The sequence below is a fragment of the Actinomadura litoris genome, from assembly GCF_009733595.1.
Taxonomy (GTDB): domain Bacteria; phylum Actinomycetota; class Actinomycetes; order Streptosporangiales; family Streptosporangiaceae; genus Spirillospora; species Spirillospora litoris.
In genome coordinates this window covers 31,798-54,247 of sequence record NZ_WOFH01000004.1, presented here as the reverse complement: position 1 = coordinate 54,247, position 22,450 = coordinate 31,798, and the positions used below count along the sequence as shown (strand labels likewise).

The window sequence follows — 22,450 nt, the reverse complement described above, 5'->3', positions numbered from 1 at the left end:
CGACGCATCGGAGCCGAACACTGGAGGAGACAGCCGTGCACGATGACCGCGTTGCGGGGCCCGGGGGACGGACCGTGGTGGTGATCGGCGGGACCAGCGGGATCGGCGCCGCGATCGCCGGCCGTTTCGCCGCCGACGGGGACGACGTCGTCGCCGCCGGACTCGACGCTGCAGGCGCTGTGCGCGAACTGCCCGAGAACGTGAAGAGGGTGGAGCTCGACGTCCGGCGGGAGGACGAGCTCCGCCGGTTCGTGGGCGCGTTCGAGGAGCTGCACGTCCTCATCAACGCGGTCGGCGTCATCGCGCGCGGCCGGGAGTTCGAGTCCGAGGTGTTCGCCGACGTCGTCGGGATCAACCTCACCGGCACCATGCGCAGCTGCCTCGCCGCCCGCTCGGCGCTGGCCGGCTCGCGCGGCTGCATCGTCAACATCGCGTCCATGCTGAGCTTCTTCGGCGGCGGCCGGGTCCCGGCCTACAGCGCCAGCAAGGGCGGCGTGCTGCAGCTGACCAAGTCCCTCGCCGTGGCCTGGGCGGACGAGGGGATCCGGGTGAACGCCGTCGCGCCGGGCTGGATCCGCACCGGGCTGACCCGCGAACTGCACGAGAGCGACGAGACCAGCCGCCGCATCCTCGACCGCACGCCGATGGGGCGCTGGGGCATGCCCGCGGACATCGCGGGCGCCGTGTCGTTCCTCGCCGGTCCCGACGCCGCGTTCATCACCGGCGCCGTGCTGGCGGTCGACGGCGGATATCTGGCCGCCTGAGCCGGATCACCGATTCCCGAATTCCCAGAAAGGACCGATGTCATGGTCGCCATTCCCATGTCCTCCGCCGTGCCGCCGGAGATCGCCGTGGCCGCGGTGCCCGACGACGACCGGGTCTGGGTGCCGCAGGCGCCGAACGTGTGGTTCCGGCCGCTGATGTTCAACACCGTGACCGGGCAGTGGTGCAACCTGCTCAAGGTGACCGCCGCCGGGATCGTCTCGCGGCACCGCCACCCGGGGGTCGTCTTCGGCTACGTGCTCAAGGGCAGGTGGCAGTACCACGAGCACGACTGGGTCGCCGAGGCCGGCCACTTCGTCTACGAGCCCCCCGGCGAGATCCACACCCTGGAGGTGCCCCCGGACTGCCCCGAGATGGTCACGTTCTTCAACATCACGGGCGCCATGGCCTACGTCGACGAGCACGGTGAGCAGATCGGCTACGAGGACACGTTCACCAAGATCGACATGTGCCGGGCCCACTACGCGCGGAACGGCCTCGGCGCCGACTACGCCGACCAGTTCGTCCGCTGACGGCACCCCAGGGGCCTCAACAACCGATCTGCACCATTTAACTATCGGTGCGCCGCATGTAAGGTTCTCGACGATCTCGGTTTGGGAGGACGTGCCATGGACCTCAACAGCGCGCATCACTACCGCATCGACTGGATCGCGAGCTTCGTGGCGGTGGCCCGCCACGGCAGCTTCTCCGCCGCCGCCCGGACCCTCTACCGCTCCCAGCCCCGTGTCAGCAGCCATGTCGCCGCCCTGGAGCGGCTGGTCGGCCGGCGTCTTGTGGACCGTTCCGTTCAGCCGGCCATCCTCACCCCCGAGGGCCGCGGGCTGCTCCCGCACGCCGAGGAGATCATCCGGCGGCTCGACCTGCTCGCCGAGACGGCGGCGGGGAGCGTCTGCGGGACGGTGCGGCTGGGCTGCTACCCCAGCGTCGCGGCGTACCTGTACCCCCGGGCGGTGCGGGCGCTGCGGGAGACCCATCCGCAGGTCCGCCTGGTGCTGCACGAGGGCACCAGCCTGGACATCGGCGAGCGGCTCGCCGACGGCGGCGTCGACCTGGCCGCGCGCCCGCTGCACCCGCTGGTCAACTCCGACCGGGTGACCAGCGAGGTGCTGTGGCGCGAGCCGCTCGTCGCCGTGTTCCGCGCCGACCACCCGCTGGCCCGCGAGCCGGAGGTGACGCTGGCGCAGGCCGCCAGGCTGCCGGTGATCAGCATCGGGGAGATCGACGACGGCCACTCCCAGCAGTACGAGACCAACCTCGCGTTCGCCAACCACGGGCTGCACCCGGTGATCAGCGAGCGCACCAACCAGCCGCAGACGCTGATCTCCCTGGTCCGCCACGGCCTGGGCGTCGGCATCACGAACGCGCTCGCCATGACCACCGCCAACACCGACGGCGTCTGCCTGGTCCCGCTCGCCGGCGCGGGCTTCGAGCGCGTCGTCGCCCTCTGGCGGCGGCAGGGCGAGGGCGGGTCGCCCGCCGTGGAGGCGGTGCGGGACTGCCTGTGCCGGCTCGCCCCGCCCGCGTGGCCGTGGACGGCGTCCGCCGAGCGCCGGACGGGCGCGGCCAGGGGCCCGGCGGGCACCCGCGCCGGGCGGCCGGGCGCCGCCCCGCCCTCGCTGCCGGCCGCCGTATAGCGGCCGGCATCCATTTGTCGAATACCTGCATTCGAGCCTCAGCCTTAACCGCTCCGACAATCCGCTTCTACAGTTTCCAGTAGCCGCACCACCGGGCCGTCACGCCTGACCAATTTCGCTCCCGGAATGCGGCGCGCTACAGGGAACGCTTTTGCAGAGAACGGAGCCCGCCATGACCACGACGCTTTCCGCCGATATCATCACCGCATTCCGTGCCATCGCGACCGCGTCGGTGGCCGACGCGGTGGAACTGGGCGGGCGCCGCGGCTTCCTGTCCGGCAGCGTCCGGCAGATGCTCCCCGGCGCGGGCCGGCTCGTCGGCCCGGCGGCGACGGTGCTGGAGGTGCCCTCGCCCGAGCCGGCCCCGCCGGAGCACGCGCTGCGGGCCATCGACGAGTCGGAGGCGGGCAGCGTCATCTGCATCGCCGCCGGCGGCGCCGACGTCGCCGTGTGGGGCGGGCTGATGGCGGCGGGGGCGGTGGCCAACCGGGTGGCCGGCGCGGTGCTCGACGCCGGCGTCCGCGACGTCGAGGAGATCCGCCGCGACTACCCGGACTTCCCCATCTACGCGCGCGGCAGCGTGCCCGCGACCACCGTGGGCCGCTACCGCACGGTGTCCCTGAACGAACCGGTGGAGATGGGCGGCGTGGCGGTGCGCCCCGGCGACCTCATCGTCGCCGACGCCGACGGGGTGGTGTGCGTGCCCTCCGAGCGCGCCGCCTCGGTCCTGGAGGCGGCGCTGGAGATCGAGCGGCGGGAGCGGGAGCAGACCGCGCTGATCCTGGAGTCGGGCTCGCTGCGCGGCGGCATCGAGAAGCACGGCCGGATCTGAGCGTGGACATCCTCGCGGTGGGCGAGCCGCTCCTGGAGTTCAACACCAGGATCGACGGCGCCCGGCCGATCCAGGACGACGACGCGTTCACCGTCGGCTACGGCGGCGACACCTCCAACTTCGCCGTGGCCGCGGCCCGCTCGGGCGCCCGCGCCGGCTATGTCACCCGGATCGGCGACGACGATTTCGGCGCGGCACTCGTGCGCATGTGGGAGCGGGAGGGGGTCGGCACCGACCACGTCGTGCGCGAGGCGGGCGGGCGGACCGGCATCTACTTCGTCTCCCGCACGGAGGCGGAGAGCAGGTTCGTCTACTACCGCGCGGACTCCCCGGCCAGCCGGCTCGCGCCCCAGGACATCCCGGTGGACGCCGTGAGCCGGGCGCGCCTGGTGCACCTCAGCGGGATCACCCAGGCGATCAGCCCGTCGGCCTGCGACGCGGGCTTCCACGCCATGGAGCTGGCGCGGCGGGCCGGCGCGCTGGTCAGCTACGACCCGAACCTGCGGCCCGCGCTCTGGCCGGCGGAGCGCGCCCGCGCGGTGATCATGCGCGCCGTCGAGCTGTGCGACATCGCGCTGCCGAACCTCACCGAGGGCCGGGCCCTCACCGGGGCGGACGACCCGCGGGACGTGCTGGCGGCCTTCGTGCGGCGGGGGCCGTCCATCGTGGTGCTGAAGATGGGGGCCGAGGGCGCGCTGGTGGCCCACGAGGGCACGGTCACCCGGATCGACCCGCACCCCGTGCGGCAGGTCGATCCCACCGGGGCCGGCGACACCTTCGACGGCGCGTTCGCGGCCCGGCTGCTGGACGGCGAGCCGGTGCCCGAGGCCGCCCGCTACGCGGCGGTGGCGGCGGCGCTCACCACGACCGGCCCGGGCGCGGTCACCCCCATCCCCCGCCGCGGCACCGTGGACGCCGCGCTCGCCGGGGGCCACCGACCCGTCCAACCGTCCAGACCGATCAGGAGATGAGTCATGTTGCGCGTGAAACGCCACCTCGCCGTGGTGGCCTGCTCGGGCATCGTGTCGTTGCTCGCGGGGTGCTCCGGCGGGTCCACCGTCGATGACGACGCGGGCGGCGGCGGCGCGGACGCCCCGACCAAGGTCTCCGCGGGATATGTCTCGGCGATCGACCAGCTCGGCCTGCCGGCCGGGGTCGAGGCCGGCTACTTCGACGACCAGAACCTCAACGTGAAGCTCGCCGACCCGTTCCCGACCGGCGTGGACGCGCTCAACGCGCTCCAGGCCGGCCAGGTGGACTTCGTGCAGGTCGGCACGCCGGCCATCGCCGCCGCCCAGAAGGGCCTCGACCTGGTGCTGGTCGGCAACTACACCGGCGCCGCCAGCAGGCTCAGCATCGACGACACCATGGCCGTGGTGGCGAGCGCGAAGTCCGGCGTGGACGGCGGGAACCTCACGACGCTGCGGGGCAAGCGCATCGGCGTCTCCGAGGGCTCCATCAACCACCTGTACCTGTTGGGGCTGCTGGAGAAGACGGGGCTCAAGGCGGGCGACGTCAAGATCGTGAACACCGAGCCGCCGGACATGGCGGTGGCGCTCAGGTCGGGCGGCATCGACGTCGCCATCGTCTGGGACCCGTTCCCGATCACCATCGCGCGGCAGGTGGACGGCGCGAAGGAGGTGCTGCGCGGCGGCGGGCACATCCCGTTCGTCGGCTACATCGTCACCACCCCCAAGTACGCGCAGGAGCACCCCGACGTCGTCAGCCGCTTCCTCACCGCCCGGGCGACCACCGACCAGTGGATGCGCCAGAACCCGGACAAGGCGGCCGACGCCGCGACCCGGTGGCTGCCCGGCACCAAGAAGGAGGTGGCCGCCGAGGCGATGAAGCACAACGTCAAGCAGCTCGACCCGCGCTTCTCCGCCTGCAACTACCTCGCGCTCGACACCGTCGCCCGGCTGCTGGCCGCGCAGGGGAAGGTCAAGCCCGGCTTCGACGTCAACAAGCTCTTCCGTCCCGGCCCGATCCTCAAGGTGATGTCCGCGGACCCGAAGCTCTTCCAGGACCTGCCCGCGACACCGGCGTCCGCGAAGATCCAGGACGGCTACACCTTCGAGCGGACGGCGGCCGAGAAGGCGTGCCCGTCGTGACGGCGCCGACCGCGCGCCGCCGCGCCCTCCTGACCGCGCGGCGGCGCGGCCTCCTCTCCACCGCCACGGGCGCGCTGTGGTTCTTCGGGCCGCTGGCGGCGCTGGTGGCGGCGTGGGCCGTCGCGGTGCGGGTGTCGGGCGTGGAGATGCGCGTCTTCCCCCAGGTCACCGACGTGCTCGGGGCGCTGGGCGACCTGTGGTCGAGCGGGGACCTCTTCCGGCACCTGGGCGCCAGCCTGCGGCGGGCGGGCCTGGGGATGGCGCTGGCGCTGGTCACCGGGCTGCCGTTCGGCGTCGCGCTGGGGGCGAGCCGCGTGCTGTCCGCGTTCTTCCTGCCGCTGCTGCGGTTCTCGGTGGCGCTCGCCGGCATCGCCTGGATCCCGATCGCGACGCTGTGGTTCGGCTACGGCGACCGTGCCGTGATCTTCATCGTGTGGAACGCGATGTTCTTCGCGCTGACCTACAACGCGATGCTCGGCGTCCGGCAGATCCCCGTCGAGGTGCTGCGGGCCGCCCGCAGCATGGGCACCGGACGCCTGCGGATGTTCTGGGAGGTCCTGCTGCCCGGCGCCCTGCCCAGCATCGTCACCGGCCTGCGGGTCGGGCTCGGCTACGGATGGCGCGGCCTGGTGGCGGCCGAGATCATCGCGACCAACGCGGGCCTCGGATACGCCCTGTTCCAGGCGCAGAAGTACTTCCAGACCGACGTGATCATCGCGTCGATGGTGATCATCGGTGTGCTGTGGCTGCTGATGGACCGGCTCCTGCTGGCGCCGCTGGAGCGGCGCACGGTCGAGCGCTGGGGGATGACGGGAGCGGGGGACCGATGACCTCGACCACCTTTTCCACCGACGAGAAGCGCGCGGGCCGCGGATCGGGCCGGCGCCGGGGCGCGCGCCGCGGCCTGGCGTGGCGGCTGTGGCACCGGTGCCTGCGCAGCGGCGCCTTCCGCACGCTGGGGCCCTTCGTGCCGGTCGTCGCCCTGTGGTGGCTGCTGGCCGCGCTGGAGGTGTTCCCCGAGTCCTTCTTCGCCGGGCCGCCCGCCGTGGTGGACAAGTTCGGCGAGCTGATGGAGAAGGGCATCCTGCCCGGCTACCTCACGGACTCGCTCACCCGGCTGTGCTACGGCGTCGGCTTCGGCCTGCTCATCGGGCTCCCGCTGGGCTTCGCCGTGGCGATGAGCCGCGTGCTGCGCCGCGCCTGCTGGCCGATCCTGCTGTTCTTCCAGGCCGTCGCGGACATCGCGTGGCTGCCGATCGTCATCGTCTGGTTCGGCTTCAGCCTCACCACGGTGACGTTCGTCATCGTCTACACGATCGTCTTCCCGCTGATGCTCAGCGTCGTCGCCGGGGTGGAGCAGGTGCCGCGCGAGCTCGTCCGGGCGGCGCGCAGCCTGGGCGCCGGCCGCCTGCGGGTGTTCCTGGAGGTGATCGTGCCCGGGGCGCTGCCGTCGGTGGCCGGCGGTATCCGCACCGGGCTCGGGTACGGCTGGCGGGCGCTGGTGGCCGCCGAGATCATCGTCGGCACCAGCGGCGTCGGCTTCATGATGTTCGACGCCCGCCGCGTCGGCGACGTCAGCCAGGTGTTCCTGGGCATGGCGGTGCTCGGCACGCTCTGGTACGCGCTCGACGCTCTGATTCTGGCCCCGTTCGAGCGGGCGACCGTCGAACGCTGGGGAATGGTTCGCGCGATGGAGGCGGATGGATGACCGCGCTGAAGATCGACCGACTGCGGAAGGTCTACACCGACACCTACAGCGGTGAGGAGGTCACGGCCATCGACGACGTCTCCTTCTCGGTGAGGAAGGGCGAGTTCGTCTCCGTGCTCGGCCCCAGCGGCTGCGGCAAGACCACCGTGCTCAACATCGTCGCGGGCTTCGTGCGGCAGTCCGGCGGGACGGTCGTCGTCGACGGCCGCCCCGTCGACGGGCCGGGGCCCGACCGCGGGGTGGTGTTCCAGAGCCACGCGCTCTTCCCGTGGAAGACGGTGCTGGGCAACGTGGTCTTCGGGCTGCGCATGCGCAAGGTGCCGCGGGCCGAGCGCAACGCCAGGGGCGAGGAGTTCCTCAAGCTCGTCGGCCTCGAAGGCTTCGCGCACCGGTACCCGCACGAGCTGTCCGGCGGCATGCAGCAGCGGCTCGGCGTGGCCCGGGTGCTGGCCAACGAGCCGGCCGTGATGCTCATGGACGAGCCGTTCGCCAGCATCGACGCGCAGACGCGCCGCAGGCTCCAGGAGGACCTGACGGGCATCTTCGAGACCCGCCGCCCGACGGTCTTCTTCGTCACCCACGACGTCGACGAGGCGGTGTTCCTCTCCGACCGGATCGTGGTGCTGTCCCGGCGGCCCAGCCGGGTGCGCGAGATCGTGGACGTGGCGCTGCCCAGGCCGCGCCGCTGGCAGGAGGCGGCGGAGCTCCCCGAGTTCCGCCGCATCGCGAACCGGGTCAACGAGCTGCTGGGGGACGACGAGGGCGCGGGGGCCGGCGCGGGCGCGGGAGACGGCGGCGCGCGCGGCGGGGAAGCGGGGGGCGAGCCCGATGCCGCCTAGGACGTCGCTGCCGCGCCGGGCCGCCAAGAGCCCGGCACTCCGCAAGATCGCCGTGGTCCTCGCGCTCGTGCTCGCCTACCAGCTGTGGCTGGTCGTCCAGGCCCAGGGCAAGGTCGGTCCGGGTGTCGGCGCGCAGCGCGACGCCCGCGGCCGCTTCGCGGTGGACGTGGAACTCGGCTTCGCGCCGGAGCGCTTCCACATCCTGCGCCTGCAGAAGCACGGCCGCATCGCGGGCACCGACGGCCATGTCGTGCACCTGCGGGGCGTGGCGCCGGCGGGGGTGGACGCGCTGGCCCGCGAGTACTGGATCCGGCACATCGAGGTACCGAGGCGAGGATCCTGACCCGACCGCCGCTCGGCCGCCCCTCCCCCGTCCGACCAGCGGCCGCGCCGGACGGCGGCCATGCCCTGAGCACATGGTGCGCACGCCCCCGGCCGCGGACCGCACGGCTATTCGGAATGCGGATCGGCCCCCATCCGAAACCACGACCGGGATTGTCCGCCACCAGGCACGGCGGTAGAGCAAAGGCATGCTCCGTACCGATCTGCGCCTCGAATGGCTCGTCTCGTTCCTCACCGTCGTCGATGCCGGAAGCTTCAGCGCCGCGGCGGAGGTCCTCCACCGCTCCCAGCCCCGGGTGAGCATGCACGTGGCCGCCCTGGAACGGGAGGCGGGCGTCTCGCTGTTCGACCGCGACCGCCGGCCCGTGTCGCTGACCGACGCGGGCGTGGTGCTCGCCGACCACGCCCGGTCGATACTGCGGCAGCTCGCCGGCGCGGAGGCCGCCATGGCCGGCTACCGCGGCGCGGCCCGCGGGGTGGTGACGCTCGGCAGCTATCCGAGCGCCAGCGCGGCGTTCGTGTCGCACCTGCTGGAGCGGATGGCGCGGACCCGTCCCGCGATCAAGGTGGTGCTGGTGGAGCGATCCACCCTGGAGCTCGACGGGGCGCTGGCGGCGGGCGAGGTGGACATCTGCCTGCGGCCCATGGCGCCGCCGGCCGGGCCGTCGGTGGAGTGCCGGCCGCTGTGGCGGGAGGGACTGATCGTCGTGCACCGCCCGGACCACCCGCTGGCCGGCCTGCCCGAGCCGCTGCCGGTGGCCGAGGTCGCCAAGTACCCGGTGATCACCATCGGCCGGCTCGGCTCGCCGAAGGAGACGGGCTTCGAGCCCTACCGCGCCTTCCACGACCACGGCCTCGAACCGAACGCCGTCCAGGCGACGAACCAGCCGCAGACGCTCGTCTCCCTGGTCCGCAGCGGCCTCGGCGTCGGCGTCATCAACTTCCTGGCGGTCGCCACCGCCAACACGAGCGGCGTGGTGGCCCGCCGCCTCGACGTCCCCTGCGGCCGCCGCGTCGCGGTCTTCTGGAGCACGACCAGCCCGCTGACGCCGCAGGCCCGCACGCTGCTCCGCGAGATCGAGGTGTCGGACATCCCGGTCGGGACCACGAGGCTGACCGCGCCGGTGCGGCAGCCGCAGCCCGCCGGGTGACCTCCCGGCGGCACCGGTCCCTGAACCGCCGGTGTTCGAGGACGCATTCGATGTGCCATTACGGCTACTGGAAAACGCAATTCTTGACGGTTGCCACGCCGGCGATCGCCGTTCACGGGAACTGCCCGCGTTTCCCCCGGCACGCCAGGTGTCGGGCGGGCGGCCGCCATCCGAATAACGAATACTTCCATGCGAACGGCGAGCTTAACGCCCGCCCCCGCCCGCTTTACCGTGTGACGCACCACGAACCACGAGTCGCCTGAGGTGGCCGGATGCGAACTGATGGAATATCACGGCGGACGATGCTCGGGCGCGGCGCGGCCGTCGGCGGCGCGCTCACTCTGGGACCGCTGCTGGGCGGCGAGGCGGTGGCGGCCGCGGACGCCGGCCTGGCCGCGCCCGCCCTCGGGAAGGGCCCGAAGACCGGCTACGAGGCGATCGGCGTGCGCCCGCTGATCAACGGCCGCGGCACCTACACCGTCCTCAGCGGATCGCTGATGCTGCCCCAGGTGCGCGACGCGATCGACAGGGCGTCGCGCAAGTACGTCCAGCTGGACGAACTCGCGGACGCCATCGGCAAGCGGCTCGCGGAGCTGACCAAGGCCGAGTTCGGGATGGTCAGCTCCGGCGCCTCGGCGGCGCTGGGGCACGCGAGCGCGGCGTGCGTGGCGGGCGGCAACCCCGACCTCCACGTGCGGCTGCCGGACCTGACCGGCTTCAAGAAGACCGAAGCGATCATCCCGAAGCACTCCCGGAACGTGTACGAGGCGGCCGTCAGCGCCACCGGACTCAAGATCGTCGAGGTGGACACCCGCGCGGAGCTCAAGGCGGCGCTCGGTCCCCAGACCGCGCTCGTCTACGTCTTCGCGATGCCCCGCGTCGACAAGCACGAACTCAACACCGAGACGATCGCCGAGCTCGCCCACGCCGCGGGCGTGCCGGTGCTGGTCGACGCGGCGGCGGAGATCCTCACCATCCCGAACGTCCACCTGGCGCGGGGCGCCGACCTCGTCGCCTACAGCGGCGGCAAGTGCCTGCGCGGACCGCAGTCCGCCGGCCTCCTGCTCGGCCGCAAGGACCTGGTGAAGGCCGCCTGGATGCACAGCGCGCCCCACCACGGCTGGGCCCGCGGGTTCAAGGTGGGCAAGGAAGAGGCGATGGGGATGCTCGCCGCCGTGGAGATGTGGGTGCAGCGCGACCACAAGGCGGAGTACGCGACCTGGACCTCGTGGCTGAGGGACATCGCCCGCCGGGTCTCGGTGGTCCGCGGCCTGACCACCAAGATCGTCCAGCCGGAGGGGCTCTCCAACCGGACCCCGAGCCTCACCATCCTGTGGAACGCCGAGAAACTCGGCGTCAAGGGCCAGACGATCGTGGACGCCCTGTGGAACGGCGAGCCGCGCATCGCCATCAACGCCGCGGGCGGCAGCGACCCTGCCCAGTCCGGCGTGTCCATCACCCCGTACATGCTGGAGCGCGGTGACGCGAAGACGATCGCCACCGAGCTCGTCAAGCTGCTCCGCGACCCGCCGCCCGCGCCCGAGCCGCCCAAGCCGCCCACCGTCAACGCGAGCGGCACCTGGGCGCTGGACATCAGGTTCACGGCCAGCAGGTCCACCGCGCACGAGCTGAAGCTGACCCAGGACGGCGCGAAGATCACCGGCACCCACACCGGCGAGTTCGTGAGCCGGCCGGTGACCGGCACCGTCAGCGGCGACGAGGTGACCGTGCGCAGCCACTACGGCGAGGAGCACGGGGACGCCCTCGACTTCGCCTTCAAGGGCAGGCTCAAGGGCAACGGCATCAGCGGCGAACTCGACATGGGCGAATACCTGAAGGCGTCCTGGAGCGCCACCCGCAAGTCCTGACGACGGCGCCCCACCGGCGCCCCGTCCCCCGCACGTCAACGCACCGAACCCTTCTCACCCGCACCCCCTGGAGGAACCGTGTCCTCGAACCGACGGGACTTCATCCGCAAGGCCCCGGCAGTGGCGGCCGTCGCCGCGGTACCGGTCGTGGCGGGCGCCGACCCCGCGTCCGCCGACACCGGACGCGGGCACCGGCCCCGCAAGGAGGTCCACTACCCGGGCGGCCAGCAGCCGCCGAAGAACCCGCTGTTCAGCCCGATCGTCACCTACGGCGACATGGTCTACATCTCCGGCATCGGCGCGCACTTCGAGGGCGACATCCGCGCGCACACCAACCACGTGCTCAACGAGGTCAAGCGCTACCTGGAGTCCGTCGGCTCCTCCATGGAGAAGGTGCTGAAGGTCAACGTCTACCTCAACTCGCTGGACGACTACGCGGGCATGAACGAGGTCTTCCTGGGACGCTGGGGCCGCGCGCCCGGCGTGCGCACCACGATCGCCGCCGCCGGGGGCATCCCCGGCGACTCGCTCGTGGAGATCGACTGCATCGCCGTCAGATGAGTGCCGCCCTCAGCTGAGATTGGAGTCCGGATGCACGCGAGAGACCGATTCCGCCGGCGGATCATCCCGGCCACCGTCACCCTGACCCTCGGCGCCGCCCTCGGCGCCCTGGCCCCGGGCGGTGCGCCGTCCGCCGCCGAAGCCTATGACCTGGTCATCCAGCGCGGCCATGTCATCGACCCGAAGAACAACGTCGACGCCACCCGCGACGTCGCCATCAAGGACGGGAAGATCGCCAAGGTCGCGAAGCGGATCGACACCGCGGCCGCGAAGAAGACCGTCGACGCGTCCGGGGAGTACGTCACCCCGGGCCTCATCGACATGCACGCCCACATGTTCGCCGGCCCGGAGAGCGAGTACCGGAACGGCTGGGCGGGCCTGGCCCCCGACGGCTTCACCTTCCGCTCCGGCGTCACCACCGCGGTGGACGCGGGCTCGTCGGGCGCGAAGAGCTTCGACCTGTTCAAGAAGAACGTCATCGACCGCTCCCAGACCCGCGTCCTCGCCTTCATCAACATCGTCGGCGAGGGCATGGGCGGCGCGAAGTACGAGCAGAACCTCAAGGACATGGACCCGGGTCTGGCCGCGGCGAAGGCCAAGGAGCACCCGGAGACGATCGTCGGCATCAAGACGGCGCACTACGAGGGGCCGGAATGGACGCCGGTCGAGAACTCGGTCAAGGCGGGCACCGAGGCGAACATCCCGGTGATGGTCGACTTCGGCGCCAACCGCCCGGAGCGTCCGCTGAAGACGCTGCTCACCGAGAAGCTCCGCCCCGGCGACATCTACTCGCACGCCTACTCCGGGCTCCGCGGCGAGCTGGGCCCGGACGGCAAGCTCAACCCGGGCATGAAGAAGGGCCGCGAGCGCGGCGTGCTGTTCGACGTGGGCCACGGCGGCGGCAGCTTCGCGTGGGACGTCGCCGTCCCGGCGCTGAAGGAGGGCTTCACCCCCGACACGATCTCCACCGACCTGCACATCACCAGCATGAACGGCGGCATGAAGGACGAGTCCAACGTCATGTCGAAGTTCCTGGCGGTGGGCCTGCCGCTGAAGGACGTCGTCAACGCCTCGACCTGGGCGCCCGCGAAGGCGATCAAGCGTCCCGACCTGGGCAACCTCTCGGTGGGCGCACCGGCCGACCTCGCGGTGTTCACGCTGGAGAAGGGCAGGTTCGGGTTCGTGGACAGCTTCGGCTACCGGATCGACGGCAAGCGGAAGCTGTCGACCGAGCTGACGGTCCGCGCCGGGAAGGTGGTCTGGGACCTGAACGGCAAGGCCGCCCAGAAATGGACGCCGGACCCGAGCCGGCTGCCGGGCCCGGAGGACGGGCACTGACCTGAGCGGGCGAGGGGCGGGGTGCCGGGCGCAGAGCCCGGGGCCCCGCCCCTCGCCCGTACGTGACCACCGGCAGGGCTCAACCTGACCCCGCCGTTCCGCGACCCCGGGGCGCGCACTCCAGTTCGTCGAGGTGCAGCGCGAGGGCGGACCGCATGCGGTGCGGGGTGTACACGTCGGGACGCGTGGCCGCGTGGACGGCCAGCCCGTCGACGAGGGCGTGCAGCCGGTCGGTCTCGCGTTCGCGGTGGTGGTCCGCCTCGTCGGGGAGGAGCCTGCGCACGAGTTCGCGGCAGCCGTCGCGCAGGCGGTCATGAGCCTGCTCCCGGACGGCGCGAAGCCCGGGGTCCACCAGCGCGCGGGCGGTGAAGGCCAGCCAGACCTGGTTCTCGGCGGCGCGCTCGGCGTCCATCGGCAGGAGTTCGGCCAGGACCCGCTCCGCCCGCAGGCGCGGATCGGCCTCCTCGGGCAGCGCCGCGATCCGCCGGTCGATCCGCTCGATGATCGTCCGCAGCGTGAAGTCCAGCAGCTCGGACTGCGCGGCGAAGTAGTGCCGCAGCGAGCCCATCGAGAGGCCGGCCTCGCGGGCGACCTCGCGCACCGACGCGCGGTCGAGCCCGTCCCGCCGGACGACCCGCCACACCGCCTCCGCGACCTCGCGCCGCCGTTCCACCGGATCCACCATCTTCGGCATGGGTTCTTTTTAGCACAGTCGTGCTACCGTCAAGGTAGTAGCACACTCGTACTACAACCCTGGGAGACGCCATGACCACCCACCTGGCCCATGCCGCGCCCGCCTCGGCGGACCGCCCGACCCGCCCTCCGCGGCGAGGCCGCCGGGCACGGCGGGTCGCCGCCATGGGCGTCGGGGGCGTTCTCCTGCTCGCCGGATCGGCCTCACTGGCGGCCGCGGGCCTCCAGGCGCGCTCGGGCGGCTACTTCGGCACCCCCGAATACCACTTCGCCACCGACACGGCCGCGCTGAAGACCGACGAGATCGACGTGGGCTCGGACGGCGCTCGACCGGCCGACCCCGACCCCGACGTCGGCGAGCTGGCCCGGGTACGGATCGTGGTGCGGCCGCAGGACCCGGGCGTTCCCCTGTTCGTCGGCATCGGCCCCAAGACCGAGGTCGAGAAGTACCTCCGGAACGTGGCGCACGACGAGTTCGCCTCCGCGCGCCTGGACCCGTTCAAGGCCGACTTCCGCCGGAGCCCGGGCGCCGCCACGGCACCCGACCCGGCCGCCCAGCCGTTCTGGGTCGCCACGTCGACGGGCCGGGGGACCCGAACGCTGAACTGGAACAAGACCCATGGCGCATGGTCGGTCGTCCTCCTGCGCCGCGACGGCCGACCGGGGGTGGAGGCCGACGCCTCGATCGGCCTGCGCTTCGGGTTCCTCCTCCCCGCCGGACTCGGCCTGCTGGTCGCCGGGACGGCGACGATCGGCCACCTGATCATCACGCGCGGGCGGCCCCGCGCGGGACGCCCCTGACCGGGCGGCAGCCGTCGGGCCGGGCCGACACGGCCGCGCCCTCAGGATCCGAGGACCTCCGCCGCGGGTCGCCGCGGGTCGTGGACGGCCCAGCCCGGATCACCGGTCCGGGCGAACGCGACCCAGGCGGCGTGCGTCCGGGCCGCGAGGCCGCCCGGGGCGGGGTCGGGGCCGAGCAGTCCCGCGTCACCGTGCAGCCACGGCTCCTCGGCGACGCCGAAGACGAACGGCAACTCGACGGTGTGGGCGGCGCCGAGCCGTCCGTCCAGAGCCGTCGAGCGATACGCGAACGAGTAGACGTGTGTGCTGCCGCGCGAGACACGCGCGTGGGCTTGCGCCATGCGGGCCGTACCTGCGCCGAACAGGGCGTCCCCGAGCACCGCGGAGCGCAGCTCGCCCGGCGTCGCGTCCGGCAGTGCCGCGCGGTGCTCGGCGATCGCGGCGCCCGGGTCCGCGTACACCCTGGCGGCGAGGGCGCGCACGTCCGCGTTCGTGGACGACTCCAGGTCGCCTCGCGGGACGAGGTAGAGGCGCCCCTCCTCGGTGTTGGTGCCGATCAGCAGGTCGGCGTCGCGGCCGGGGCCGTCCGCGAGGCCGTCGGCGGGCTGGACGGCGAGGACGAGGCCGAACGGGCTGAGCCCGGCCAGCGGGTCGGTGGCGGTGCCGGTGCGCAGGTCGAGCCCGGCCAGCGCGGGCAGGATCCCCAGGAAGCGCTCGTCCGGGATCGCGGCGAAGGCGTCGGCGGCCGGTGCGACGCCCAGCGCGGCGGCCGCCGCCGCGGTGACCCGCCGCGCCTGCTCCGGGGTGAAGGCGCCGGTGCCGCTGCCGCTCTGCACGATCGCCCGCCGGAACAGGCCCGCGGCCTCCGGCGTCGCGAGCAGCGCTCCGACGAGCGTGGCGCCCGCGGACTGGCCGAAGACCGTGACGTTGCCCGGGTCTCCCCCGAACGCCGCGATGCCGGCGCGGACCCAGCCGAGCGCGGCGACCACGTCGAGCAGCCCGCGGTTGGCCGGGGCGCCCTCCAGGTCGAGGAAGCCGGGGACGCCGAGGCGGTAGTTCACCCTCACCAGCACGATGCCGTCGCGGGCGAACGCGCCGCCGTCGTAGAGCGCGGCGTGGGTCGAGCCGGTGACGAATCCGCCGCCGTGCACGAAGACCATGACGGGCCGCCTGCCGTGGTCGGCGGCCGGGGTGCGGACGTCGACGGTCAGGTACTCCTCGCCCCGGACCCAGCCCGGCCCGAAGTAGGGGGCCATGTCGAGCCCGCCGAAGTCGCGGACCGGTTGGGGGGCCGTGGGCGAGGGCCGCCTGCCGTCGCGGACGCCGGACCAGCCCGGGTGCGGCGCGGGCGCGGTGAACCGGCCGGCGCCGACCGGTGCCGCCGCGTAGGGGATGGCACGGTAGAGCTCGCCGGAGTCGTCGCGGACGCCGCGCACGGCGCCCGCCGGGGTCTCGACGACCGGGTCTGCGTACTGGGTCATGGGAAAACGCGTCCTTTCCGGAAATCTCAGGACATGCGGGAGAAGGCCGCCCACTGCTTGATCGCGAACTTCGAGCCGTCGCGCTCGACCTCCACGGCGCCCCGGCCCGCGAGGTGCGCGGGGAAGACGAGCGCGTTGTCCTCGGCGGCACGGCCGAGCAGCCTGTGCCGGGTGCTCCGCGACTCGGCCGGGTCCTCGCAGAAGCACGAGTTGGTCTCCGGCTCCACGATCTGCAGCGCGGTGTGCACGAGGTCGCCGACGAACAGGGCCCGGTCGCCGCCGGACTCCAGGGCGAGCACGGACGAGCCGGGGGTGTGCCCGGGAGCGGGTTCGAGCCGCAGGTTCGCGTCGATCCGGTACGACCCCTCCCACAGGTGCGCCAGCCCCGCGCGATGGACGGGCGCGACGCTGTCCTCGAACACGTTCTGGTTCCCGCGTCCGAGCACGGACCCGTTGCCGTTGGCCGGGTCCCAGAACTCGAAGTCCCGCCGCGTCATCAGGTAGGTCGCGTTCGGGAAGGTCGGCACCCAGTCGCGGCCGTCGAGCCGGGTGTTCCAGCCGACGTGGTCGATGTGCAGATGCGTGTTGACCACGATGTCGACGTCCTCGGGCCGCACCCCGGCCGCGGCGAGGTTGTCAAGGTAGGCCGTGTCCCGGCGGCTCCACACCGGCGCGTAGGGCCGGTCCTTGTGGTTGCCCACCCCGGTGTCGACGAGGATCGTGCGCCCCTCGCTGCGCAGCAGCCAGGTCTGGATCGCCGAACGGCACTCGTCCGTCTCGGGGTTCCAGAAATCGGGCGCCAGCCAGCCGCGGTGCTCCTCCCACGAGCCGCCGGGGCTGCCCGGGAAGAACTGGCCGGGGGTCATCTCGACCGAGCCGTAGAACTCCTTGACGCGGGTGACGCCGACGCCGCCCAGAGTGATCTGCTCGGGGTCCTGGTCCATGCGGTCCGTCCTCGGTTCGGGGCAGGTGACTGAATGGGACCGACCCTGGACGCGCGGACCCGCACGCACCACTCCCGCGTTGTCGTACCCCTCGCAGGGTGTGGCTGGGACCGGACCGTGCGCCGGATACTGGGGGCATGGACGGACCCGGCCCCCTCGGCGACTTCCTGCAGGCACGACGGGCCCTGCTGCGACCGGCGGACGTCGGCCTGCGCGACCTCGGCCCCCGCAGGCGGGTGGCCGGTCTCCGGCGCGAGGAACTGGCCCAGCTGGCGGGCGTCAGCGTCTCGTACTACACGCGGCTGGAGCAGGGGCTGTCACGAGGGGCCTCGGCCGAGGTGCTCGACGCGATCGCCCGCGCCCTGATGCTCGACGACCACGAACGCGACCATCTCAACCGGCTCGCGGAGACCTCCCGCCACTCCCCCCGTGCGCGCCGTCCGCGTCCCGAGAGGCTCGCCGACGAGACCCGGGACCTCCTGCGGGCCGTGGACGGCGTCCCCGCGCTGGTGCTCGGGCGGCGCACGGACGTGCTGGCGTGGAACACCCTCGGCCACGCGCTCCTCGCCGGCCACCTGGACTTCCGCGGCCCGGACGGCCCGGCGGGGCGGCCGAACATGAGCCGGATGCTGTTCCTGGACCCGCACTGCCGGGCGCTGTACGCCGACTGGGAGCGCAAGGCTCGCGCGGTGGTCGGCAACCTGCGGATCACCGCGGGCAGACACCCGCAGGACCCGCTGCTCGCGGAACTGATCGGCGAACTGACGATGAAGAGCCCCGAGTTCGGCACGCTCTGGAGCGACCACCGCGTGGGCCCCTGCGACGCCGCGTCCTACGAGCTGCGCCATCCCGTCGTCGGCCCGGTGACGCTGACGCAGCAGACACTGTCGATCGCCCGCTCGCCGGACCAGGTGCTGATCGTGTGCACGGCCCCCGCCGGATCGCCGTCCGAGGAGGCGCTCGTGCCGCTCCGGGACTTCCACGACCATTCGACCGGCCTGAGCCTCGAAGACGCGGTTCGATAGGACCCCGCCGCGCTTCTGCTCGACGGGAGGCCACGCGGGCCGTCCAGGTGACGGACTACGGCTCGACTTCGTCTCTTTCCGGACCCGGGCCCGAACGGGCATCCCGAGTGTTTCGCCTTCCCTCAAGAACGGCCACGAACAGCGTGGCGCAGGTGCCCGCCAACGCACTGGCCCAGACGAGCTCGCTCTTTATCGTGCGACCTGCCATGGAGATCCGCCGGGACGCGGGGGCCGACTTCTCGGTGACGACGACCGGGAAGAGGAACTTCCTACTCGCCGCCACCGGCTCGTCGGACCCGCCACCCAGCGGCGTCATCGTCAATACCATCAGATACCGCCCCTTCTGGTGGGGCGTCACGGTCCAATACCATTCGGCGTAGGAGTTCTCGTCTTCGGTGGACTCGATGCTCGATCCGTGGGCCTTGACGACGAGCGTGGGGCTGTCGGCGGTGAGTTCGGCCTTCGTTCTTCTTCCCAGGGGGACCTCCCCGGCCCGTCGGGGTGCCGCGCTCGACCCGGGGTAGCCGGTCGGCCCGGCCCAAGCGGGCGGGCACCTGGAGCCGGAGGAGAGGCACAGGTAGGCGCGCACCAACGACGGCACCGCCACGGTCTGGTCCTCATCGAGGAGAACGGTGACGGCAGGGTCGAACCGCTTGCGGCCTTTCGTCGATCTCGGCCGAGGAGGTGTCGAGTCACCGCGGGGCCCCGTGCGCGGAAATCCCGAGCCCCCCGTTTCCCCCGAGCTCCCTGTTTTCCCGGAGTCCCCCGGTTCCTTGGAGGGCACGGGCTCGGTGGGCGCGGACGGGGTGGGTGCGCTGGGTCCGGGGCCATCCGGCGGACCAGGACCCGCAGGCTGGCGCACCTGCCCGGGCGCGGTCAAGGATTCCTGTGAACCAATAGGCCCGTATCGGTGCACGACGACGGTGCTCGGCGCGGCTTTGGGAGCCGGCTGACGGCGGTCCCAGAAAGATCCAAGGATAAAGGTGCCCGCGGCAAAGAGGAAGAAGGCGAGCACCAACCTCGGAAAGCGCATTCGAGAACCAGGACGACTCCCCACGGGTCCAGTATTGCCGCGAAACAAGATCGGTCGTGGATCGCGGCTCCTCATCCGTTGACCGGCACCGGCCAGCCGCAGATCATAAAAAGCGATCTTCAACAAAGAGAGCCGGGGCAGGTCCCCTTTGCGAACGCGGGTAGGCGAAGAAATCTCATATAAGGGAAATGACGTCCCGTCGTGGTGGCACGGCTTCGCGGCTGCCCGCCCGACCGGGGCCGGTCCTGGCGCAGCGGCTCCCGCCCGCGCCGCCCCCACCGCCCCTGGGGCCGAGCCCTCCCGGGCCCGGCCCGCGGGGTTCGGCGGGGCCTTCGCGTGCGGCGACGCGGCGGCGTCCGGAGCATCCCGGCTAGTATCTGGGGACCGTTCCAAAATTCCCGCGCCAGGAAGGTCCCGTGACCAGCGACCACACCTCCGCCGCAGGCCGGCCCGAGCGCGCCGACGTGCGCCGCAACCGCGCGCGGCTCCTCGCCGCGGCGCGGGAGACCTTCCCGCGCGACGGGGCCGACGCCTCACTGGAGGGCATCGCGCGGCTGGCCGGCGTCGGGATCGGCACGCTCTACCGCCACTTCCCCACCCGCCGGGACCTGCTGGAGGCCCTGACCGCCGACGTCTACGACGGTCTCGCCGCGCAGGCCCGCGCCCTCCAGTCCGCGCCCGAGCCGGCCGAGGCGTTCATGACCTGGCTGCGCGCGTTCATCGCGCGGGTGACCGGGTTCCGCGGCATGGCGGCCGCCGTCCTGGTCACGCTGCGCGACGAGCGGTCGGTGCCGTCGAAGGCGTGCCAGGCGATGCGGGCCGAGGCCGAGGAACTGTTCGCCCGCGCGCAGAAGGCGGGGGCGATCCCGGTGGGCACCGAGTTCGGCGACGTCCTGACGCTGGCCAACGCGATCGCGATGGCCACCGAGGAGGACCCCGGCAGCGCCGACCGCCTGCTCACCCTCGCCGCCTCGGGCATCCGGCAGGACTGAGCCCGGGGCCTCACCTCGGGACGGTGATCGCGGCGGCGACCAGGCCGTCCGCGGTGGCCCAGCGGCCGGTGAACCCGTCGAAGGGCGGGTCCGGGGCGAGGATCGCGGCGGTGAACGTCCCGTCCGGGGCGAGCACGAGGCTGGCGTCCTCGAAGCCCAGCCAGCGGCGCGCCACCGGGAACCACGCCTTGTAGACGGCCTCCTTGGCGCAGAACAGCAGCCGGTCCCAGTGGACGTCCGGGGACGCGCGGCGCAGCTCCTCCAGCAGCGGGACCTCCTCCTCACGGGCGATCGCGTCGAGCACGCCCTCGGGCAGCGGACCGTGCGGCTCGGCGTCGATGCCGAGTGCGCGGACGTCGCCCGCGCGGGCGACGGCGGCGGCGCGGTAGCCGTCGCAGTGCGTCATGCTGCCGACGACGCCGTCCGGCCAGCGGGGCGCGCCCCTCTCCCCTCGGGGGATCGGAACGGGCGCGAACCCGAGGTCGCCGAGCGCCCGGCGGGCGCACCAGCGGACCGTGGTGAACTCGCGGCGGCGCTTGTCGACGGCCCGCGCCACCTCGGGCTCCTCCTCGGGGAACAGCACGGCGCCGGGCGGGTCGTGGTAGGCGGTGGACGTGGCGACGCCCGGCGGCACGATCCGCTCGATCACGAGCCCTCCTCCTCCAGCAGGACGGGCCGCAGCCCCTGCGGCGCCTCCCCGCGCTTGCGCCACTCGCGCGGGTAGCCGACGGACACCTCCACGTGGGGGACGCCCTCGCTCCAGATCGTCCGGGGGATGTGCAGGTGGCCGTACACGACGGAGACCGCGCCGAAGCGGACGTGCCAGTCGGCGGTGCGCTCGCTGCCGCACCACTGGGCGAACTCGGGGTACCACAGGACGCGGGTGGGCTCGCGGATCAGCGGCCAGTGGTTGACGAGGACCGTCCGGGTGCCCGGCGGCAGCTCCGCCAGGCGGCGCTCGCTGTAGGCGATCCGCGCGTCGCACCAGGCGTCGCGCGTGGGGTAGGGGTCGGGGTGCAGGTAGACCTCGTCGGTGCACACGATGCCCGCCTCGTGCGCGAGCTTCAGCGCCTCCTCCTTGGTGTCCGCGCCGTCCGGCCGGAACGTGTAGTCGTACAGGACGAACAGCGGCGCGATCGTCAGCGGGCCGCCCTCGCCCTCCCACACCGGATACGGGTCCTCGGGGGTGTGCACGCCGAGCCCGCGGCACATCTCGACGAGCCGCCGGTAGCGGGCCTCGCCGCGCAGCGCCACCGGGTCGTCCCTGGTCGTCCACAGCTCGTGGTTGCCGGGCACCCAGAGCACCTCGGCGAAGCGCCCCGCGAGGGTGCGCAGCGTCCACTCGACGTCGGCGAAGCGCTCCCCGACGTCCCCGGCCACGATCAGCCAGTCGCCGTCCGCAACCGGCCGCAGCCCTTCGACGAACGCGCGGTTGTCGGGGAATCCCACGTGCAGGTCGCTGATGCCGTACAGACCGCTCATCCAATGATCGTAGGCGGCGGAGGCGCGGATCCGGCGCCCCTGAGGCCGCCGGGACCGGGGTCTGGACCCCCTGGCCGGACAAGGCCATCCGGGCGCGGGACCTGCGCCGCACCTCACGGCACCCGCCGCCGGGCCCGAGGTCATGTACCGGCCGACGCGAGGGTGAGACAATTCACGCCGGACCGGTCAGCGACGGGTGGTGGTTCGGTGGACGCGCCCGGGCCCGCATCCGACCCCGATCCCGACCGGGCGCCCCCGGGCGATGAGGACCTGCGCGCCCGGCTCGCGGCGGGCGACGAGGCCGCGCTGGGCGAGGTCTACGACGCGTACGCGACGCTGGTGCACGGGCTCGCGCGGCGCGTGACCGGCGACCACGAGGCCGCGCGCGACGTCACGCAGGAGGTGTTCGCCGGGCTGTGGGAGCGCCCGCTGGCGTTCGACCCCGAGCGCGGGACGCTGCGCGGCTGGCTGGCGACGCTCGCCCACCGCCGCGCGGTCGACTGGGTGCGGCGGGAGGTGCGGCGGAGCCGGCCTCCCGAGGAGGCGCCCGAGCCGCCGGACACGGCCGGCCCGGACGAGGCGGTCCTCGCCGGGGAACTGGCCAGCGGGGTGAAGCGGTCGGTGAACGCGCTGCCCCCGCCGATGCGCGACGTCCTCGAACTCGCCTACTACCGGGGCATGACCTACCGGGAGGTGGCCGCCGCCCTCGGCATCCCCGAGGGGACGGCCAAGTCCCGCATCCGGGGCGCCCTCGCGCGCGTCGGCCGGCTGCTGGAACGCGAGGGCCTCATCCCGTGACGATTCCGCGCCGCCGCGCCTTGGACGCGCGCGG

The 22,450-nt window shown here is 73.0% G+C and carries 24 protein-coding genes; 18 read left to right on the top strand and 6 right to left on the bottom strand.

The genetic code is table 11. The features are described 5' to 3' along the window. Nucleotides 1-35: 35 nt before the first annotated feature. The 14 genes from GNZ18_RS11545 to GNZ18_RS11480 all read left to right on the top strand — a co-directional run bounded on the left by GNZ18_RS11545 (nucleotide 36) and on the right by GNZ18_RS11480 (nucleotide 13,167). The gene (locus GNZ18_RS11545) at nucleotides 36-764 is read left to right on the top strand and encodes an SDR family NAD(P)-dependent oxidoreductase (RefSeq protein ID WP_312874436.1); all 729 of its coding nucleotides are present in this window, start codon (nucleotides 36-38) and stop codon (nucleotides 762-764) included. 42 nt (nucleotides 765-806) lie between these two features. Next, entirely contained in the window at nucleotides 807-1,295 is a 489-nt protein-coding gene (locus tag GNZ18_RS11540) for a 2,4'-dihydroxyacetophenone dioxygenase family protein (protein WP_156216324.1), read from the top strand. A 96-nt stretch (nucleotides 1,296-1,391) separates the two neighbouring features. After that, entirely contained in the window at nucleotides 1,392-2,417 is a 1,026-nt protein-coding gene (locus GNZ18_RS11535) for a LysR family transcriptional regulator (RefSeq protein WP_156216323.1), read from the top strand. Between the two features lie 172 nt (nucleotides 2,418-2,589). Then, entirely contained in the window at nucleotides 2,590-3,249 is a 660-nt protein-coding gene (locus tag GNZ18_RS11530; protein ID WP_156216322.1) for an RraA family protein, read from the top strand. A gap of 2 nt (nucleotides 3,250-3,251) precedes the next feature. Beyond that, a complete protein-coding gene (locus tag GNZ18_RS11525) occupies nucleotides 3,252-4,220 on the top strand; it encodes a sugar kinase (RefSeq protein ID WP_214619562.1) in 969 nt (322 codons plus the stop codon). A 3-nt stretch (nucleotides 4,221-4,223) separates the two neighbouring features. After that, entirely contained in the window at nucleotides 4,224-5,360 is a 1,137-nt protein-coding gene (locus GNZ18_RS11520) for an ABC transporter substrate-binding protein (RefSeq protein ID WP_156216321.1), read from the top strand. Further along, nucleotides 5,357-6,190, top strand: a complete 834-nt coding sequence (locus GNZ18_RS11515) for an ABC transporter permease (protein WP_312874435.1) — start codon at nucleotides 5,357-5,359, stop codon at nucleotides 6,188-6,190. The genes GNZ18_RS11520 and GNZ18_RS11515 overlap by 4 nt, the downstream gene beginning before the upstream one ends. Continuing rightward, nucleotides 6,187-7,068 (top strand): ABC transporter permease, encoded by an 882-nt coding sequence (locus tag GNZ18_RS11510; protein WP_156216320.1) that lies wholly within the window; start codon nucleotides 6,187-6,189, stop codon nucleotides 7,066-7,068. The genes GNZ18_RS11515 and GNZ18_RS11510 overlap by 4 nt, the downstream gene beginning before the upstream one ends. Next, complete coding sequence (locus GNZ18_RS11505; RefSeq protein WP_156216319.1) at nucleotides 7,065-7,907, top strand: ABC transporter ATP-binding protein; 843 nt, start codon at nucleotides 7,065-7,067, stop codon at nucleotides 7,905-7,907. The genes GNZ18_RS11510 and GNZ18_RS11505 overlap by 4 nt, the downstream gene beginning before the upstream one ends. Then, nucleotides 7,897-8,250, top strand: a complete 354-nt coding sequence (locus tag GNZ18_RS11500; RefSeq protein ID WP_156216318.1) for a hypothetical protein — start codon at nucleotides 7,897-7,899, stop codon at nucleotides 8,248-8,250. The genes GNZ18_RS11505 and GNZ18_RS11500 overlap by 11 nt, the downstream gene beginning before the upstream one ends. A 187-nt stretch (nucleotides 8,251-8,437) precedes the next feature. Next, nucleotides 8,438-9,400 carry a LysR family transcriptional regulator gene (locus GNZ18_RS11495; protein ID WP_156216317.1) on the top strand — a complete coding sequence of 321 codons (963 nt, stop codon included), beginning with the start codon at nucleotides 8,438-8,440 and terminating at the stop codon, nucleotides 9,398-9,400. 272 nt (nucleotides 9,401-9,672) lie between these two features. Then, nucleotides 9,673-11,268 carry an aminotransferase class V-fold PLP-dependent enzyme gene (locus GNZ18_RS11490; protein WP_216651247.1) on the top strand — a complete coding sequence of 532 codons (1,596 nt, stop codon included), beginning with the start codon at nucleotides 9,673-9,675 and terminating at the stop codon, nucleotides 11,266-11,268. Between the two features lie 78 nt (nucleotides 11,269-11,346). Then, nucleotides 11,347-11,829, top strand: coding sequence for a RidA family protein (locus GNZ18_RS42045; RefSeq protein WP_214619565.1), 483 nt, complete (start codon nucleotides 11,347-11,349; stop codon nucleotides 11,827-11,829). A gap of 30 nt (nucleotides 11,830-11,859) precedes the next feature. Further along, nucleotides 11,860-13,167 carry an amidohydrolase/deacetylase family metallohydrolase gene (locus tag GNZ18_RS11480; protein ID WP_156216316.1) on the top strand — a complete coding sequence of 436 codons (1,308 nt, stop codon included), beginning with the start codon at nucleotides 11,860-11,862 and terminating at the stop codon, nucleotides 13,165-13,167. Between the two features lie 79 nt (nucleotides 13,168-13,246). On the opposite strand, the gene GNZ18_RS11475 is transcribed toward GNZ18_RS11480, so the two are convergent. Beyond that, nucleotides 13,247-13,861: a TetR/AcrR family transcriptional regulator gene (locus GNZ18_RS11475; protein WP_156216315.1), complete on the bottom strand. Its 615-nt coding sequence runs from the start codon at nucleotides 13,859-13,861 to the stop codon at nucleotides 13,247-13,249. Nucleotides 13,862-13,932: 71 nt separating this feature from the next. Between GNZ18_RS11475 and GNZ18_RS11470 the strand changes: the two genes are divergently transcribed. Next, nucleotides 13,933-14,661, top strand: coding sequence for a hypothetical protein (locus GNZ18_RS11470; RefSeq protein ID WP_156216314.1), 729 nt, complete (start codon nucleotides 13,933-13,935; stop codon nucleotides 14,659-14,661). Nucleotides 14,662-14,702: 41 nt separating this feature from the next. Here the strand turns inward: GNZ18_RS11470 and GNZ18_RS11465 are convergent, their stop codons facing one another. Both GNZ18_RS11465 and GNZ18_RS11460 read right to left on the bottom strand, forming a co-directional pair. Further along, nucleotides 14,703-16,142, bottom strand: a complete 1,440-nt coding sequence (locus GNZ18_RS11465) for a carboxylesterase/lipase family protein (RefSeq protein ID WP_156216313.1) — start codon at nucleotides 16,140-16,142, stop codon at nucleotides 14,703-14,705. 26 nt (nucleotides 16,143-16,168) lie between these two features. After that, on the bottom strand, nucleotides 16,169-17,086 hold the full coding sequence (locus GNZ18_RS11460) for an MBL fold metallo-hydrolase (protein ID WP_156216312.1): 918 nt from the start codon (nucleotides 17,084-17,086) through the stop codon (nucleotides 16,169-16,171). 137 nt (nucleotides 17,087-17,223) lie between these two features. Between GNZ18_RS11460 and GNZ18_RS11455 the strand changes: the two genes are divergently transcribed. After that, nucleotides 17,224-18,111 carry a helix-turn-helix transcriptional regulator gene (locus GNZ18_RS11455; protein ID WP_156216311.1) on the top strand — a complete coding sequence of 296 codons (888 nt, stop codon included), beginning with the start codon at nucleotides 17,224-17,226 and terminating at the stop codon, nucleotides 18,109-18,111. 55 nt (nucleotides 18,112-18,166) lie between these two features. Here the strand turns inward: GNZ18_RS11455 and GNZ18_RS11450 are convergent, their stop codons facing one another. Beyond that, nucleotides 18,167-18,718 carry a hypothetical protein gene (locus GNZ18_RS11450; protein ID WP_156216310.1) on the bottom strand — a complete coding sequence of 184 codons (552 nt, stop codon included), beginning with the start codon at nucleotides 18,716-18,718 and terminating at the stop codon, nucleotides 18,167-18,169. 842 nt (nucleotides 18,719-19,560) lie between these two features. Between GNZ18_RS11450 and GNZ18_RS11445 the strand changes: the two genes are divergently transcribed. Continuing rightward, nucleotides 19,561-20,136 (top strand): TetR/AcrR family transcriptional regulator, encoded by a 576-nt coding sequence (locus tag GNZ18_RS11445; protein WP_214619576.1) that lies wholly within the window; start codon nucleotides 19,561-19,563, stop codon nucleotides 20,134-20,136. A 10-nt stretch (nucleotides 20,137-20,146) separates the two neighbouring features. Here the strand turns inward: GNZ18_RS11445 and GNZ18_RS11440 are convergent, their stop codons facing one another. Together GNZ18_RS11440 and GNZ18_RS11435 are read right to left on the bottom strand one after the other, a co-directional pair. Next, nucleotides 20,147-20,785, bottom strand: a complete 639-nt coding sequence (locus tag GNZ18_RS11440) for a 4'-phosphopantetheinyl transferase family protein (protein ID WP_214619577.1) — start codon at nucleotides 20,783-20,785, stop codon at nucleotides 20,147-20,149. Continuing rightward, entirely contained in the window at nucleotides 20,782-21,618 is an 837-nt protein-coding gene (locus GNZ18_RS11435) for a metallophosphoesterase family protein (RefSeq protein WP_156216308.1), read from the bottom strand. The genes GNZ18_RS11440 and GNZ18_RS11435 overlap by 4 nt, the downstream gene beginning before the upstream one ends. A gap of 207 nt (nucleotides 21,619-21,825) precedes the next feature. On the opposite strand from GNZ18_RS11435, the gene GNZ18_RS11430 reads away from it, so the two are divergent. Beyond that, entirely contained in the window at nucleotides 21,826-22,416 is a 591-nt protein-coding gene (locus GNZ18_RS11430) for an RNA polymerase sigma factor (RefSeq protein WP_214619578.1), read from the top strand. Nucleotides 22,417-22,450 lie beyond the last annotated feature (34 nt).